Source organism: Microbacterium sp. sgz311019, from assembly GCF_056135325.1.
This window is the reverse complement of sequence record NZ_JBWAXO010000011.1, coordinates 58,917-74,023: the sequence shown is the minus strand read 5'-3', so window position 1 is coordinate 74,023 and position 15,107 is coordinate 58,917. Positions and strand designations below refer to the sequence as shown.

The following is a 15,107-nucleotide window of genomic DNA, read 5'->3' as shown; positions in this document are numbered from 1 at the left end:
CTCCTCGTTCGCGCCCGAAGGGGCGGCGGCCGCTCCGGTGCTTCAGGTTCGTCGCGCGCCCGCGCGCAGCCCGACGAGGAACGCGATCGCGACGAGCCCGATCGTCAACAGGACGAAACCGACGATGGTGGTGCGTGACACGATCACACCGGGACTGGGCGGCGTGAACGTGGCATTCGCGAGCGGCTGGTAGGCGAACCACCCCATCGCGACCGGCGTCACCATCGCGACCGGCGTCGCGAGTCCGATGGCGAGGGTGACGAGCCCTGCCGCCGTGAGAGCGCCAGCGGACACCCACGCCACAGTCAGCCAGACACGTGGCATCATCGTCCCCCGATCGTCGTGTGAGGGGTCATCTGCCCGAGATGAGCTTGGTGGTCACGTCGAGACTTCCGAATGGGAACGGCCCGAGCCACGTATTCGGCTCCGGCCAGCCGTCGATGGGCGAGGCGAAGAACCAGACGTCGGCGACGAGCGCCGAGCAGGCCGCGATCAGCACCACGACGAGGGAGGCGCGTCCGAACGCTCGAACGGCCGTCGCCTCGTCGGCGACACGGTTGAGGACCCGGTGCATCGCGTAGAGGAAGACAGCCGCAATGGCCAGGAAGACGAGCGGGCTCGGCCGGAGCGTCAGGTTCACCTCGAACACGGGAACGTCGGGCTCGGTCGGCGTGGTGGTTCCCCCGTGCGATCCCGTCGTCAAGAACGAGTACACCGCAGAGGCCAAGAGGCAGGTGATCAGCGACCGGCGGGCGGCTCGCAGGACGGTACCCCAGGGCCTCTCCGTTGTGGCGGGATGCGGCGATCCCTGCGTGGCGCTCGTCGTCATCGACCATCCTCCGGTGAGTTTCTCTCACATTGGCATGAATTCGTCCCCGGGGACAGATGGCGACCCGTCACTCGATCCCGAACCCGCCTCCTCGAAATGGTCGGGCGACGCACATGACTCGGATCGGCCGGCGCATCACAGGCCCGGGGCGGGCGCGCTCATCCGGGGGTGACCGTCGTGAACGGCTCGTAGCAGTCGAAGGTCTCGTGCCTGACGATCACTCCGTCGCGGACGGTGAGCATGGCAGCGACGTGCGCAACGAGCTCCTGCCCCTCCTGGAACGGACCGATCGACGCGCCCACCACACCGCGCCAGGTGACGCGGGCTGCGGCCCTCTCCCCCTGCGCGATCACCTCGTGCACCGTGAAGGCCTGCTCGCGCAGCAGCGACTTTCCGCGGCGGAAGCCCTCCAGACTCTCGGCAAGGTCACGCTCCGCACCCGCCGTCGTGAGCGCGTTGGGGTGCTCGATGATGATCACCTCCGGCGCCAGCACTCCGCGGAGGTCATCCTCGCTCGAGGACAGGTCCGAGACGATCTCGTAGTAGCGACGCACGACGTGCTCGACGTCGACCCGCTCGGCGGTTTCATCCATGTCATGAGTATTACACAACCATAGTTGTGTAATCTAGATCCATGTCCGCCAGCAACCCGATTTCCCCCGAAGACCTGGATGCCGCCACCCTGCTGTCACTCGCGGGCTCTCTGGCCGACCAGGCCGTGCTCGAGGCGATGCGCGCGGGCGGCTATCGCGTCACCCGCGCCCACGGCTATGTCTTCCAGCGGCTTCTGACAGGAGACCAGACCATCACCGCGCTGGCGGCGGATCTCGGCATCACCCAGCAGGGGGCATCGAAGCACGTCGACGAGCTGGAACGCGCCGGCTTGGTCTCGCGACGCATCTCTCCCTATGACCGTCGTGCGCGCGTCGTGGCCCTCACCGACGAAGGGAGAACCGCCATCCGCACCGCGCGCGCGGCCCGTGCCGCCTTCGACGAGCACGTGCGCGAGGTCGTGGGCGACGAGCTCCTCATGGCAACCCGGCGTGCGCTCGCCCTGCTGCTCGATGACAGCGGGACGTCGCAGCACATCGCGGACCGAAGCATCCCCTGGGCCGAGTGATAGCCGCGTCCGCCCTTGTCGCTTCTCAGCGATGAGTGCGCGGCTCCTTCCACGCGATCGGCGTCTCCCACCGCCGTCTCGCGCCCGTCCCGTGCGGCGACGGACTACAGCGCCGGCGTGACGGTGTCGGTGTCCTGGCGGGGGCCCGCGATGGCGTCCAGCTGCGTGACGATGGCCTCGATGACCTTCGCCGCCGTCGCGCTCTCACTGTCGCCGAGCGAGTCGATGACGCTGACGATCGCGGCATGATGGTCGTGGTAGGCGGATTCGACGAGCTGGACCGCCTGCGGCGTCGGCACGAGGTAGTGCGCGCGGCGGTCCCGAGGGTGGCTCACCCGGGTCACGTAGCCGCGGCCCACGAGCCGCTCGATCACGTTGGTGACCGTCGCGCTCGACGTGTTGAGCATGACGATGACGTCCTTCGGACTGATCAGCCGCTCGTCCCGCTGCGCCTGCACCAGGTAGCGGAGAGCTGTGAAGTCGAGGGTACCGAGCCGCGTGGAGTGCAGTGCCCGGTCTGCCTGCGCATTCTCCGCACGGCGGAGCGCAAGCAGCGCATCGCTCAGCCGGCGACCGATCTCGGTCTTGGGCTCCTCGGCGTACAGGTGCTGGCGTTCATGGAGGACAACGGTCTGCGGCACGACTACTCCCAGTGGTGAACGGAATCAGAGGCAACTCGCCAGGTGGCGTCGGGGTCGTTCACTCATTCGTGATCCTACCACGGTCATGTGTATCTCGACGTGAATCCAATTGTCTGGATTACTCGCTTGACGAATCTCTCACCTCATGTGATAGTTGTTTCTCGTAGCGATCTCGGACACGAGATTTTGCCGTACAGCAAAGGAGGCCACCGTGGCCACGCTCGACAACAGCCAGATGCTCCGCAGCGACTTCCGCGATGTCCCGGCGCGTGAAAGCGTCGCCGCGGCGACTGCACCGCTTGACCTGGTTCCCCGCATCCGCCCGCTCTTCAGCGGCGGATACAGCGACATGCTCGCCATGGCGCGGCACCGTCGCCGCGAGCACGTCCGTCAGCTCAGCGCGCTGCGCGCCGCCTGAGGCTGACCCCAGCCCACCCCCCGAAGAACCTCGCTCGAAAGGCAAGACAATGGGAATCCTCCTGATCATCGCCGCCATCATCGCCATCATCCTGCTGGTCACCGGCGGGCTCATCCACGCGCTGAACTTCCTGCTCTGGGTCGGCGTCATCCTTCTGGTGCTCGCCGTCATCGGCTGGCTGGTGCGCTCGATCAGCGGACGCCGAAGCGTCTGACCCAGCGGAGAAGACCGGTTCTGAAGGACACCCTCACGAAGTAAGACCCGCGCTCCAGCACCCCCGGGCGCGCACCGCGATCACCGCGGTGCGCGCCCATCCGCCTTTCCGGCGCATCGCACGATCGAGCGCCGGGCGAAGGTCCTCCGAGCTCACCGGTACGAGTCGAGCGGCTGCAGGGGCGGCTGGCTGTCAGGATGCGTCACCGCAACAGCGCCGACGGCGCACGCTATCCTCAGCGCCTCCTCGTCGCTCACCCCCGTTCGCAGGGCGAGGACCAGGGCCGCGCAGAACGCGTCACCCGCACCGACGGTGTTGACGACCTCGACGCGCACCGCAGGGACGCGCGCCACCTCCACGCCACGCTCGATCATCGCAGCACCGTCACCGCCGTACGTCACGGCGACCCGCTTCGCGGTGGCGAGCTCCGGCAGCAGCGCGTACTCCGTCTCGTTGACGATGAACAGGTCCACCCGATCGACGACCGACTGCGGCAGATGCTGCGCGGGCGCGGCGTTGACCACCAGGAACCCGGGGTGGCGCTCGGCGAGCTGCGCGATGACGTCGAGGTCGATCTCCAGCTGCGTCAGCACCGTGTCGTCCGGATCGATCCGCGCGCCCTCGATGCGGACATCGGCGTTCGCGCCCGTGCACACGATGATCTGATTCTCGCCGACGCGGTCGACGCCGATGAGCGCCGTCCCCGTCGGGTTCGCCGCCACGGCGACGCCGGTCGTGTCGACGCCGGCGGCCGCCAGCTGCTGCAGCGACCACGCGCCGTCGCCGTCGTCGCCCACGGCCCCGATCATCCGCACGTCTGCGCCGAGCCGCGCGGCTGCCACGGCCTGGTTGGCACCCTTCCCGCCGGGTGCGCGGCGAAGGATGCCGCCACCCACGGTCTCCCCCGCTCCCGGCAGCCGGTCCACGGTGGCGGTCAGATCGACGTTGATGCTTCCGACGACGACGAGGTTCACCCTCGACATCCTGGCCCACTCCGCACAGGTTCGCCCGGCATCCGATCAGAATGGGCTCATGGATTCCCGCCTCCCGATCTACCTGGACTGCGACACCGGCATCGACGACGCCCTCGCCATCGGCTACCTGCTGCGGACGCCGGCCGTGGAGATCGTCGGCATCGGCACCGTCAGCGGCAACACCAGCGCCGAGCAGGCCGCGGAGAACACGCTGCGTCTGCTCGGCACCGCAGGACGCCCGGATATCCCGGTCGCCGTCGGGGAGCACGACTGGCTTGCACAGCCGTATGGGGGTGGATCCGCGCACGTCCATGGCGACAACGGCGTCGGGGGCACGGAGCTCCCGCCGGCGGCGCACCGGACCATCGACGAGTCGGCCGTGGACCTCCTGCTCCGGCTGTCGCACCAGCACGCGGGCACGCTGCGGATCGTCGCCACCGGACCGCTCACGAACCTCGCCCGGGCGCTCGAGCGCGACCCGTCACTGCCGGAGCGCATCGCCGAGGTCGTCGCGATGGGCGGGGCCGCGCTCGCGCCCGGGAACATCACGCCGGTCGCCGAGGCCAACATCTGGCACGACCCGGAGGCCGCGCAGGCGGTCGTGTCGGCTGATTGGGACGTCATCCTGGTCCCGCTGGACATCACGATGCAGCACGTCTTCGATGAGGGGCATCAGCGCGCCCTGGCCGACTCGGGCGATCCGCTCGCGCGCGCCCTCGCGGACATGCTCGGCCACTACTTCGACTACTACCAGGGCGTCTTCGGGCGGCGCAGCAGTGCGCTGCACGATCCGCTCGCGGCGGCCATCGCGACGGGCGCCGTCCGTCTCACCCGGGCGCCGGCTGTGCCGGTCGAAGTCGACACGACGGGCGGCCCCGGTCGCGGGCAGACGATCGTCGACATGCGGATGCAGCGGGCCGGCCACGTCGACCACCCCGAGGTCAGGACGCGTGTCGCCTTCGACGTCGACCCGGCGGACTTCGCATCCCACCTGCTCGAGGCGCTTCTCGGCGACAGGAGCGTCAGCCCGCGTTCATGAGCACGCCGATCGGCTGGTTGGGCTCTGCCGCGTCCTCGTCGATGTGCACGACGACGGGCTGGTGACACTGGACCTCGGCCGCCTCGTAGTCGGCGTAGGACATGACGATCACCACGTCGCCGGTGTGCACGAGGCGCGCCGCCGCGCCGTTGATCTGCACCACGCCCGAGCCCGGCTCGCCGGCGATGGTGTACGTCTCGAACCGCGCGCCGTTGTTCACGTCGACGACGTGCACCTGCTCGTGTTCGACGATGTCGGCGAGGGCCAGCAGGTCGGCGTCGATCGTGATCGACCCGACGTAGTTCAGGTCGCTCCCGGTCACCGTGGCGCGATGGATCTTGGACTTGAGCAGCGTGCGGCGCACAGAGACCTCCGTCTGATTGTGGACTGCGTCCAAGAATAGGCGAGGCGCGATCGGCGACCTGGAATGCGGGCGTACGCTTCCCGAGGGCGAACGTGAGGAGGCCGTATGCGGACGGTGGCCGTCAGCCTCGTGCTCATCGCCCTGGGCGCGATCGGGGTCGCGACCGGTCTCCTTCCCGTTGCCGACGTCGTCCGGCTGTGGGACCGTGTCTGGCCGATCCTCCTCTTCGTGACGGCGATCACCGTCGTCGCCGAGCTCGCCGCCGCGGCCGGCGTCTTCACGGTGCTCGCCCGTCGGGTCGCACGCTGGGGCCGCGGGCGCGCCTGGCTGCTGTGGCTGCTCGTCGTCGCGGTGGCCGCCCTGAGCACGGTGTTCCTGTCGCTCGACACCACCGCCGTCCTCCTCACCCCCGTCGTGGTCGTGATGGCCCGCCAGGTCGGCCTGAACCCGCTGCCGTTCGCGCTGACGACCGTCTGGATGGCGAACACCGGGTCACTGCTGCTCCCGATCTCGAATCTGACGAACCTGCTCGCGCAGCAGGCGATGGGCGATCTGCCGCCGGTGCAGTTCGCCGCGCTCATGTGGGCGGCGGCGCTCGTGGCCATGGTGATCCCGATGGCCGTCGTCTTCCTGCTGTCGCGCCGCTCTCTTCTCGCCCGCTACGGACCAGCCACCTCGAGCCGCCCATTGGACGGCGTGCTCTTCTGGATCGCCGTCGCCGTGCTCATCGTGCTGGTCCCGCTGCTTGTGTCCGGAATCCCGGTGTGGATGACATCGACCGCCGCCGCACTGGTGCTGGTCGTGGCGTTCCTCGTGCGGCAGCGGGCGGCCGTCCGGCTCGGCCTGATCCCCTGGCGCCTGCTGCTGTTCGCCGCCGGGCTCTTCCTGTTCGTCGCGGCCCTGCAGTCGGCTGGGCTCGGCGCGGTGCTCAGCCGCATCTCGGGACAGGGCGAGTCACCGCTCGCTCTGCTCCGTCTGTCATTGACCGGGATGCTGAGCGCCAACGCGATCAACAACCTCCCGGCGTACCTCGCGCTCGAGCCGGTGGCGGGCAGCCCCGTGCGCCTCGCTGCGCTGCTGATCGGCGTCAACGTGGGACCGCTCATCACGCCGTGGGCGTCGCTCGCGACACTGCTGTGGCATCAGCGTCTGACGGCGATGGATGTCGGCATCCGGTGGCGCCGCTACATCCTGCTGGGTGCGGTCGTCGCGCCCGTCACGGTCGTCGCAGCCACCCTCGCCCTCGCCCTGACGGCCTGACCGGTCAGAGCCCCTGTGCGAGGCGGTAGTACGCCTGGTTCCACCGCAGCTCCCGCTGGAAGCCACGGGCCGTCGTGTCGTCGTCGATGACCAGCAGCTCGGTGCCGGCGATCTCGGCGAAATCGCGGAACACCTCGATGCCGACGGCCGTCGTCATGACGGTGTGGTGCGCCGCACCGGCGGCGAGCCAGCACGCGGCCGAGGTCGCGAAGTCGGGCTGCGGCTTCCACACCGCGCGGCCGACGGGCAGGTTCGGCAGGTCGGGCGCCTCGACGTTGTCGACCACGTTCGCCACGAGCCGGAACCGGTCGCGCATGTCGCTCATCGCGACGACCACCGCGGATCCCGGGTCGGCGGTGAACACCAGGCGCACCGGGTCGCCCTTGCCGCCGATGCCCAGCGGGTGGATCTCGAGCCGCGGCTTCGCGGTGGTCAGCGACGGCGAGACCTCGAGCATGTGCGCCCCGAGGATCTTCTCGTCGCCGGCCACGAGGTCGTACGTGTAGTCCTCCATGAGGCTCGCGCCGCCGGGGAGGCCGGCGCCCATGACGCTCGCGACGCGCACGAGGATCGCGGTCTTCCAGTCGCCCTCGGCACCGAAGCCGTAGCCCTCGGCCATGAGCCGCTGCACGCCGAGTCCCGGGAGCTGCTTCAGCGCGCCGAGGTCCTCGAACGAGGTGGTGAAGGCGCCGAAGCCGCCCTCCTCGAGGAAGGAGCGCAGGCCCAGCTCGATCGCCGCGCCGTCGCGCAGCGACGCGTGGCGGTCGCCACCGGGCCGCAGCTCCGGCACGACGTCGTACTGCTCGAGGTACTCGTCGACAAGGGCGTCGACGTCTGCGGCGGACGCCGCATCCACCGCCTCCGCCAGCTCGTTGACGCCCCACGTGTTGACCTGCACGCCGAAGCGGAGCTCCGCCTCGGTCTTGTCGCCCTCGGTCACCGCGACATAGCGCATGTTGTCGCCGAAGCGGGCGAGCTTGAGGCCGCGTGCCGCCGCCCACCCAGCGGCGGCACGCTGCCAGTCTTCGATCTGCTGCCGCACGACCGGGTTCGAGACGTGCCCGACGACGGTCTTGCGGGCGACGCCCAGGCGCGTCTGGATGTAGCCGAACTCGCGGTCTCCGTGCGCGGCCTGGTTGAGGTTCATGAAGTCGAAGTCGATGTCGGCCCACGGCAGCTCGACGTTCGCCTGCGTGTGCAGGTGCAGCAGCGGCTTGCGCAGCGCGTCGAGTCCGCCGATCCACATCTTCGCGGGGCTGAACGTGTGCATCCATGCGATGACGCCGATCACGTCGTCGCGCGAGTTCGCGTCGAGCGCGAGACGACGGATGCCGTCCGCCTCGATCAGCACCGGCTTGAAGACCACCCGCACGGGCAGCTCGGACAGACCGGATGCCACGCCCCGCGCCTGCTCAGCCACCTGGCGCAGCGTCTCCTCGCCGTACAGGCTCTGGCTGCCGGTGACGAACCACACCTCGTAGGCGTCGAGGGAGGTCGAGAGTGCGGTGCGGGTCATGCGGACGGTCCTTTCGGTTCCGGCTCAGCGGCCGGTGGCGAGGTGTCGGGCGGCGGCGGACTCGACGGCGAGCCCGGCACGGTAACGGTCGAGGTAGGCGGAGAAGCCGGCGACATCCACCGGGTCCGGTTCGGCGAGATCGATCGCGGCGTTCCTGAAGACCTCGTGCTCGAGGTATTCCGCCAGCGGCATGCGGGAGACGGCGGCCGTGTAGGCGGCGAGCACCGCGATGCCCCATGCCCCGCCTTCGCTCGCGCTGTCGCCGACGGCGACCGGGGCGTCGAGCGCCGCGGCGAGGAACCGCTGCGCGACCCCGGCCGTGCGGAACAGGCCGCCGTGCGCGAACATGCGGTCGAGCTCGACGCCCTCGGCATGCAGCACGCGCATGCCGAGCGCGAGCGTCGCGAAGACGCCGTAGACCTGGGCGCGCGCGAAGTTGCCGAGTGTGAAGGCGCTGTCGGGCGTGCGGACGAACAGCGGACGGCCCTCGTCGAGCCCGACGATCGGCTCGCCTGCGAGCTGGTTGTACGCGAGCAGCCCCCCGGCATCCGCGTCGCCGTCGAGGGCCTCGTTCAGGAGCACCTCGAACACCGCGTCCCGGTCGACAGCGGCGCCGGCTGGTGCTGCGGAGGCGTCGGAACGCGCGGAGCGCAAGCGCCCTGAAGATACCTCGGAGAACCGTCCGAACAGCGCCGCCCAGGCCCCGAGCTCGCTCGCGCCGTTGTTGCAGTGGACCATCGCCACGGCATCCCCTGACGGGGTCGTCACCAGGTCCAGCTCGTGGTGAACGCTCTCCAGCGGCCGCTCGAGCACGACCATCGCGAAGATGCTGGTGCCCGCGCTGACATTGCCGGTGCGCGGCGCGACGGCGTTCGTCGCGACCATGCCCGTGCCGGCATCGCCCTCGGGAGGGCAGAACGGGATGCCGGCTGCCAGCGCACCGGTCGGATCGAGGAGCGCCGCGCCCTCCGCCGTGAGCATCCCGGCGGCCGACCCGGCGGTCAGCACGTGCGGCAGCAGGGTCGACAGGCCGGGGATCCGGCCGGCGGCGAGGCCGTCGTACGTGGCGAGCAGGTACCCGTCGTAGTCGCGCGTCGTCGAGTCGATCGGGAACATGCCCGACGCGTCCCCGATCCCCAGCACCTTCTCGCCCGTCAGATTCCAGTGCACGTAGCCGGCCAGGGTCGTGACGAAGCGCACGTCGGGCACGTGCGCCTCTTCGTCGACGACGGCCTGGTGCAGGTGCGCGATCGACCAGCGGAGCGGGATGTTGAGACCGAACAGCTCGGTGAGCTCGGCGGCCGCCGCGCCGGTGTTCGTGTTGCGCCATGTGCGGAACGGGACGAGCAGCTCTCCGGCCTCGTCGAAGGCGAGATAGCCGTGCATCATCGCGGAGACGCCGATCGAGCCGAACGCCGTCGGCCGCACGCCGTGGCGGGACTCGGCGTCGCGGACCATGTCGGCGAAGGAGGCCTGCAGCCCGGCCCAGACGTCTGCGAGGTCGTAGGTCCAGAGGCCGTCCGCGAGCCGGTTCTCCCAGTCGTGGGAGCCGGTGGCGAGCACGGTCGCAGGGTCGTCGGCATCCACCAGGCACGCCTTGATGCGCGTCGAACCCAGCTCGATGCCGAGGGCCGTGCGGCCCGAGGCGATGACGTCGGACGCGGTCATGACGCGGTCCACCTGGCGTCGGCGGCCTGACCGTACACGTTCTGATAGCGGCCGTACAGGCTGTCGATCGCCTCCTGCGGGATGGGGATGAGGGGCCCTGCCTCGCGTGCGATGTGCACGGTGCGGGCGACGTCCTCGACCATCACCGCGGCCTTCACCGCATCCTTCGCCGACACCCCGATCGTGAACGGGCCGTGGTTCTGCATCAGCACGGCGCGGGAGCGATGGCCTGCGAGCGTCTCGACGATGCCGCGACCGATCGAGTCGTCGCCGATGATCGCGAAGGGCCCGACGGGGATCGGGCCGCCGAACTCGTCCGCCATGGCCGTGATGACGCACGGGATCTCCTCGCCGCGCGCGGCCCACGCCACCGCGTAGGTGGAGTGGGTGTGCACGACCCCGCCGACCTCGGGCATGTGCCGGTAGACGTAGGCGTGCGCGGCGGTGTCGCTCGACGGGCTGCGGTCGCTGCCCGGGCTGCCCGGCACGACGACGCCGTCGAGGTCGCAGAGGATCATGTTCTCCGGAGCGAGGTCGTCGTACGAGACACCTGACGGCTTGATGACGAACAGGTCGGCGCCGGGCACGCGGCCCGAGACGTTTCCGCCGGTCCACACCACCAGGCCGTACCGGACGAGCTCGCCGTGGAGCGCGGCCACTTCCGCGCGGATCCGCGCGATCGCGGCCTCGGTGCTCGGGTCGAACGTGGTCACGCTGCCTCCTTCGGTGCGTCGATAGCTATGTTACCGGTAACACTCCGTGAACACCACGTGGTGGGCGCGGTGATCCGGCGAATATCGGGCGGATTCGTCCGAATCGCCCGATATTCGCCGGATCACCGGGCCTCGGCCGGATCCTGCAGCAGCACGTGCCTTCAGGCCCGTACTCCGGTCTCGACCGCGACTGCGACCGTGCGTCCATCGGACGCGCTCAACTCGTGAATCGGGCCCGTCAGCCGCATCGTCGCCGACGTGTCCCGCTCCTCGCATGAGGGGCCGACCCACAGTTCGACGTCCCCCGGCTCGACGACGCGGATGCCGCGGCGATCGGTGAAGGCGAGTCGCGCCGTGGGCACCCGGAACCGGACGACGGCCCGCTCTCCTGCCTCGAGCGGCACGCGTGCGTAGCCGACGAGCTGCGCGACAGGTCGGGTCACGCTCGCATAGACGTCGCGCGCATAGAGCTGGACGACGTCCACGCCCGCTCGAGCGCCGGTGTTCTCGACCTCGACGACGACGGTGAAGTCGGCGTCCGTCGCGGACTCCATCGGCGCCGTCAGGTCCGCGCGCTCGAAGGTCGTGTAGGTCAGTCCATGGCCGAACGGAAGCACGGGGCGGCTGTCGGCGCTCGTGATCTCGGACGGGCCGCCCAGGATCGGATGCAGATAGCTGAACGGCTGCGCTCCGGCCGAGCGCGGCAGCGACACCGGCAGCCGACCGGACGGCGCGGTGCGGCCCGAGAGGATCTCGGCGATGGCGGCACCGCCGGCCTCTCCCGGGAAGAACGCCTGGACGACGGCCGCCGGGGCGGCCGCCCCGGAGAGCGCCCACCCGATCGCGTACGGACGCCCGGAGAGCACGACCATGATCGTCGGCACCCCGGTCTGCACGACCTCCTCCGCGAGCCGCCGCTGCAGGCCGGGAAGCTCCAGGTCTTCGACGTCGTTGCCCTCGCCCACCGTGCCGCGGCCGAACAGCCCCGCGCGATCTCCCACGACCACGATCGCGACATCCGCCGCCCGTGCCGCAGCGACGGCCTCGGGGATGCCGCTCGCATCATCGCCCTCGACAGCGCACCCGGCGACGACATCGATCTCGGCATCCGGCAGCTCCGCCCGGAGGGCGTCGGACAGGCTCGGCAGCTCGAGACCGAGCGGGACCTCGGGGTGATGGGCGAGAACGTGGTTGACGAACGAGTAGCACCCCATGAGCGCCTCGGGCGAGTCGGCGTTCGGACCGATCATCGCAATGCGGGCGTTCGCGGGCAGCTCCAGCGGCAGGACCCCGTCGTTCGACAGCAGGACGATCGACTCGGCCGCCAGGCGTCGTGCGAGGTCGCGATGCGCCGGCGTGTCGAGGTCGATCTCGGCCGGAGGCTCGTCGAAGGTCGCGTCGAGCAGCCCGAGCTCCTCCTTCTCTGCGAGCACGCGCAGGACCGCGCGATCGACCAGAGACTCGTCGACGCGGCCATCGCGCACCGACTGGGCGAGTGGCGCCGTGAACGCATCGCCCGTGGGCAGCTCGATGTCGATGCCCGCCGCGAGCGCCATCGCGGCCGCCGCCCCGAGGTCCTCGGCCACGCCGTGCATGGTGTGCAGGAAGGCGACGGCGAAGTAGTCCGCGACGACGACCCCGTCGAACCCCCAGCGTTCGCGCAGCACTCCCGTGAGGAGTTCCTCCGAGCTGGCCACCGGCACTCCGTCGACCTCGGCGTACGAGTTCATGACCGAGCGGGCGCCGCCGTCGCGAACCGCCATCTCGAACGGCGGGAGCAGCACGTCGGCGAGCTCGCGCGATCCCGCATGGACCGGAGCATGGTTGCGTCCGGCCTGCGATGCCGAGTACCCGACGAAGTGCTTGAGGGTCGCATGGATGCCGGCATCCTGCAGTCCTCGCACGTACGCGGTGCCGATGGTGCCGACGACATACGGGTCTTCCGCGATGCATTCGTCGACCCGGCCCCACCGAGGATCACGGATGACGTCCAGCACCGGGGCGAGGCCCTGATGGATGCCGAGCTGACGCATCGAATCCCCGATGAGTCGGCCCATCTCTTCGACCAGCGCCGGATCGAACGATGCGCCCCATGCGAGCGGCGTCGGGAAGGTCGCCGCCTTCCAGGCGGCGAGACCCGTGAGGCACTCCTCGTGGACGATCGCCGGGATGCCGAGACGCGTCTCCTCCTGCAGGCGGCGCTGCTCGCGCCACAGCCACGCGGCGCGCTCGACAGGGTCGACGGGCCGGGTGCCGTAGACCCGGGTCAGATGCCCGATGCCGTGGACCGTCGCATCCTCGTATCTGGTGGATGTGATCATCTCGCCCGCCATGGGCGCGACGAGGTCATCGCCTTGATCGACCCAGTACCCGACGAGCTGCGCGACCTTCTCGTCGAGGGTCATCCGGGCGTGCAGAGACCGCACCCGCTCCGAGACCGGCGGGAGTCCGACATCGCTCATCCCTTGACCGCTCCCGTGAGTCCGCCGACGATGCGGCGCTCGAACAGACTGAAGAACACGAGCGCGGGGATCATCGACAGCGACGTGAAGGCGAGCACCTTCGCGGTGTCGACCGAGTACTGCGATGAGAACGCCTGCACGCCGAGCGGCAGGGTGAACGTCGCGTTGTCGTTGAGGAGATACAGGGGCAGCAGGTAGCTGTTCCAGCTGCCGATGAAGGCGAGGATGCCGACCGTGATCACTCCGGGGACCGCGAGCGGGATCACCATGCGCCAGAAGAACGCGAGGCGTCCGCATCCGTCGATGAACGCCGCCTCCTGGATCTCATCGGGGATGGCGCGCAGGAACGGCACCAGGATGATGATCGTCGTCGGCAGCGCGAAGGCGATCTGGGGCAGGAAGACCCCGGGGAGCGAGTTGATGAGCCCGAGGTCGCGGACCACGATGTACAGCGGTGTGATGGCGACGGTGATCGGGAACATCAGGCCCGCGGCGAACACCGCGTACAGCGCGCCGCGGCCGCGGAACCGGTACCGGGCGAGCACGTAGCTCGCCATGAGTCCGAGCACGACCACGCCGACCGTGGTCGCGACCGCGACGATGGTCGAATTCAGCACGAGGGGCCAGAACGTGCCTCCCGTGAGGACGTCGATGTAATTCGTGAACACCCACGGTTTCGGCCAGCCCGCCGGATCGACGGTGATCTGCGAGTTCGAGCGGAAGCCGCCCAGGATGATGTAGAGAACCGGGCCGAGCATCAGCGCGATCACGATGAGCGCGACGAAGTACACGGCGGGCGTCGCCGCCCGGAATCGCGAGCGCCGGGGCAGCGGCAGCTCGATCGTCTCAAGAGCCGCGGTCATCGGGCGGTCCTTTCGGTGAGCGCGCCGGCCGTGTCGCGACGCAGCACGAAGCGCTGGTACACGAGGGCGACGACGAGGGAGATGAGGAAGATCACGACGGCGACGGCGTTGCCGTACCCGAAGTTGCCGGCGTTGCGGCCGTTGGCGACCATGTAGGTCGCCATGGTCGAGGTGCCTGCCACGGGAGCGACGTACTGTCCCCAGATGATGTACACGAGGTCGAAGAGCTGCAGCGCGCCGATGATCGACAGGAACGCCCAGATCCGGAGCGTCGGGCCGAGCAGCGGCACGGTGATGCGCCACTGGATCTGCCAATACGTCGCGCCGTCGATCGCGGCCGCCTCGTACAGCTCGTCCGGGATGCCCTGCAGACCGGCGAGGAACAGGATGACGGCGAACCCGACGTACTTCCAGGTGAGGATGGCGATGAGCGTCCAGATTGCGATGCTGGGGTCCGACAGCCACTCCCGGGTGAGTCCGGAGAGCCCGAGGTTGTCGAGCAGGCCGTTGAGCGCGCCGTTGGTCGCGAGCATCAGGCTGAAGCCGGTGCCGACGACGACCTCCGCGATGACGTAGGGCACGAAGATCAGCACGCGGATGAGCGACTGCCCGCGCATCTTGCGGTTCAGAAGCAGAGCGAGCAGCAGTGCGATCGGCCCCTGGATCACCAGCGACATCACCACGATGAAGGCGTTGTGACCCAGCGCCTCCTGGAAATCGGGATCGGTGAGGATCGTGACGTAGTTCTTGAGGCCGATGAAGTCGGTGGCCGGCCCGTAGCCGTGCCAGTTGTAGAAGCCGTAGTAGGCCGCCATGATGACGGGGAAGATGACGAAGCCGACGAAGAAGAGCAGCGCCGGCCCCACCAGCACCGCGACCTCCAGACGGCCGGACCAGCCGAGCCCGCGACGGCCGGGGCGCGGCGACGCCGGGGGCGGCGGCATGTCGCCGCCCCCGGTCCGCTGCGCGAGATCCGTGCTCGGGCGATCGTCCGTCTTCGGTGTCTCGCGTATGGTCATGCGGAGT

The 15,107-nt window shown here is 69.6% G+C and carries 17 protein-coding genes; 5 read left to right on the top strand and 12 right to left on the bottom strand.

What is annotated here, in order from left to right:
- Positions 1-42: 42 nt before the first annotated feature.
- The 3 genes from AC0NZN_RS16425 to AC0NZN_RS16415 all read right to left on the bottom strand — a co-directional run bounded on the left by AC0NZN_RS16425 (position 43) and on the right by AC0NZN_RS16415 (position 1,422).
- Positions 43-294 carry a hypothetical protein gene (locus AC0NZN_RS16425; RefSeq protein WP_474593396.1) on the bottom strand — a complete coding sequence of 84 codons (252 nt, stop codon included), beginning with the start codon at positions 292-294 and terminating at the stop codon, positions 43-45.
- A gap of 58 nt (positions 295-352) precedes the next feature.
- Positions 353-829, bottom strand: coding sequence for a hypothetical protein (locus AC0NZN_RS16420; protein WP_474593395.1), 477 nt, complete (start codon positions 827-829; stop codon positions 353-355).
- A 158-nt stretch (positions 830-987) separates the two neighbouring features.
- Positions 988-1,422: a nuclear transport factor 2 family protein gene (locus tag AC0NZN_RS16415; RefSeq protein ID WP_474593394.1), complete on the bottom strand. Its 435-nt coding sequence runs from the start codon at positions 1,420-1,422 to the stop codon at positions 988-990.
- 41 nt (positions 1,423-1,463) lie between these two features.
- On the opposite strand from AC0NZN_RS16415, the gene AC0NZN_RS16410 reads away from it, so the two are divergent.
- Entirely contained in the window at positions 1,464-1,949 is a 486-nt protein-coding gene (locus AC0NZN_RS16410) for a MarR family winged helix-turn-helix transcriptional regulator (protein ID WP_474593393.1), read from the top strand.
- 104 nt (positions 1,950-2,053) lie between these two features.
- On the opposite strand, the gene AC0NZN_RS16405 is transcribed toward AC0NZN_RS16410, so the two are convergent.
- A complete protein-coding gene (locus AC0NZN_RS16405) occupies positions 2,054-2,590 on the bottom strand; it encodes a MarR family winged helix-turn-helix transcriptional regulator (RefSeq protein ID WP_474593392.1) in 537 nt (178 codons plus the stop codon).
- A gap of 211 nt (positions 2,591-2,801) precedes the next feature.
- On the opposite strand from AC0NZN_RS16405, the gene AC0NZN_RS16400 reads away from it, so the two are divergent.
- Positions 2,802-3,008: a hypothetical protein gene (locus AC0NZN_RS16400; RefSeq protein ID WP_474593391.1), complete on the top strand. Its 207-nt coding sequence runs from the start codon at positions 2,802-2,804 to the stop codon at positions 3,006-3,008.
- Positions 3,009-3,057: 49 nt separating this feature from the next.
- Positions 3,058-3,222 carry a hypothetical protein gene (locus tag AC0NZN_RS16395; protein WP_474593390.1) on the top strand — a complete coding sequence of 55 codons (165 nt, stop codon included), beginning with the start codon at positions 3,058-3,060 and terminating at the stop codon, positions 3,220-3,222.
- A gap of 152 nt (positions 3,223-3,374) precedes the next feature.
- Here AC0NZN_RS16395 and AC0NZN_RS16390 read toward each other — a convergent pair whose 3' ends face one another.
- Entirely contained in the window at positions 3,375-4,205 is an 831-nt protein-coding gene (locus AC0NZN_RS16390; protein WP_474593389.1) for a ribokinase, read from the bottom strand.
- Between the two features lie 49 nt (positions 4,206-4,254).
- Here AC0NZN_RS16390 and AC0NZN_RS16385 point away from each other — a divergent pair, with 49 nt between their 5' ends.
- Entirely contained in the window at positions 4,255-5,235 is a 981-nt protein-coding gene (locus AC0NZN_RS16385) for a nucleoside hydrolase (RefSeq protein ID WP_474593388.1), read from the top strand.
- On the opposite strand, the gene panD is transcribed toward AC0NZN_RS16385, so the two are convergent.
- Positions 5,219-5,599: an aspartate 1-decarboxylase gene (panD, locus tag AC0NZN_RS16380; RefSeq protein WP_474593387.1), complete on the bottom strand. Its 381-nt coding sequence runs from the start codon at positions 5,597-5,599 to the stop codon at positions 5,219-5,221. The genes AC0NZN_RS16385 and panD overlap by 17 nt on opposite strands.
- A gap of 105 nt (positions 5,600-5,704) precedes the next feature.
- Here panD and AC0NZN_RS16375 point away from each other — a divergent pair, with 105 nt between their 5' ends.
- On the top strand, positions 5,705-6,859 hold the full coding sequence (locus tag AC0NZN_RS16375) for an SLC13 family permease (RefSeq protein WP_474593386.1): 1,155 nt from the start codon (positions 5,705-5,707) through the stop codon (positions 6,857-6,859).
- Positions 6,860-6,863: 4 nt separating this feature from the next.
- Here AC0NZN_RS16375 and araA read toward each other — a convergent pair whose 3' ends face one another.
- The 6 genes from araA to AC0NZN_RS16345 form a co-directional block, all read right to left on the bottom strand.
- The gene (gene araA / locus AC0NZN_RS16370) at positions 6,864-8,375 is read right to left on the bottom strand and encodes an L-arabinose isomerase (protein WP_474593385.1); all 1,512 of its coding nucleotides are present in this window, start codon (positions 8,373-8,375) and stop codon (positions 6,864-6,866) included.
- A 24-nt stretch (positions 8,376-8,399) separates the two neighbouring features.
- Entirely contained in the window at positions 8,400-10,043 is a 1,644-nt protein-coding gene (locus AC0NZN_RS16365) for a xylulokinase (protein ID WP_474593384.1), read from the bottom strand.
- On the bottom strand, positions 10,040-10,756 hold the full coding sequence (locus AC0NZN_RS16360) for an L-ribulose-5-phosphate 4-epimerase (RefSeq protein WP_474593383.1): 717 nt from the start codon (positions 10,754-10,756) through the stop codon (positions 10,040-10,042). The genes AC0NZN_RS16365 and AC0NZN_RS16360 overlap by 4 nt, the downstream gene beginning before the upstream one ends.
- Before the next feature lie 161 nt (positions 10,757-10,917).
- Positions 10,918-13,218: a beta-xylosidase/alpha-l-arabinosidase gene (locus tag AC0NZN_RS16355; protein ID WP_474593382.1), complete on the bottom strand. Its 2,301-nt coding sequence runs from the start codon at positions 13,216-13,218 to the stop codon at positions 10,918-10,920.
- Positions 13,215-14,081, bottom strand: a complete 867-nt coding sequence (locus AC0NZN_RS16350; RefSeq protein WP_474593381.1) for a carbohydrate ABC transporter permease — start codon at positions 14,079-14,081, stop codon at positions 13,215-13,217. Before AC0NZN_RS16350 ends, AC0NZN_RS16355 begins: the two co-directional genes overlap by 4 nt.
- Entirely contained in the window at positions 14,078-15,100 is a 1,023-nt protein-coding gene (locus AC0NZN_RS16345; RefSeq protein ID WP_474593380.1) for a carbohydrate ABC transporter permease, read from the bottom strand. The genes AC0NZN_RS16350 and AC0NZN_RS16345 overlap by 4 nt, the downstream gene beginning before the upstream one ends.
- Between the last annotated feature and the right edge of the window lie 7 nt (positions 15,101-15,107).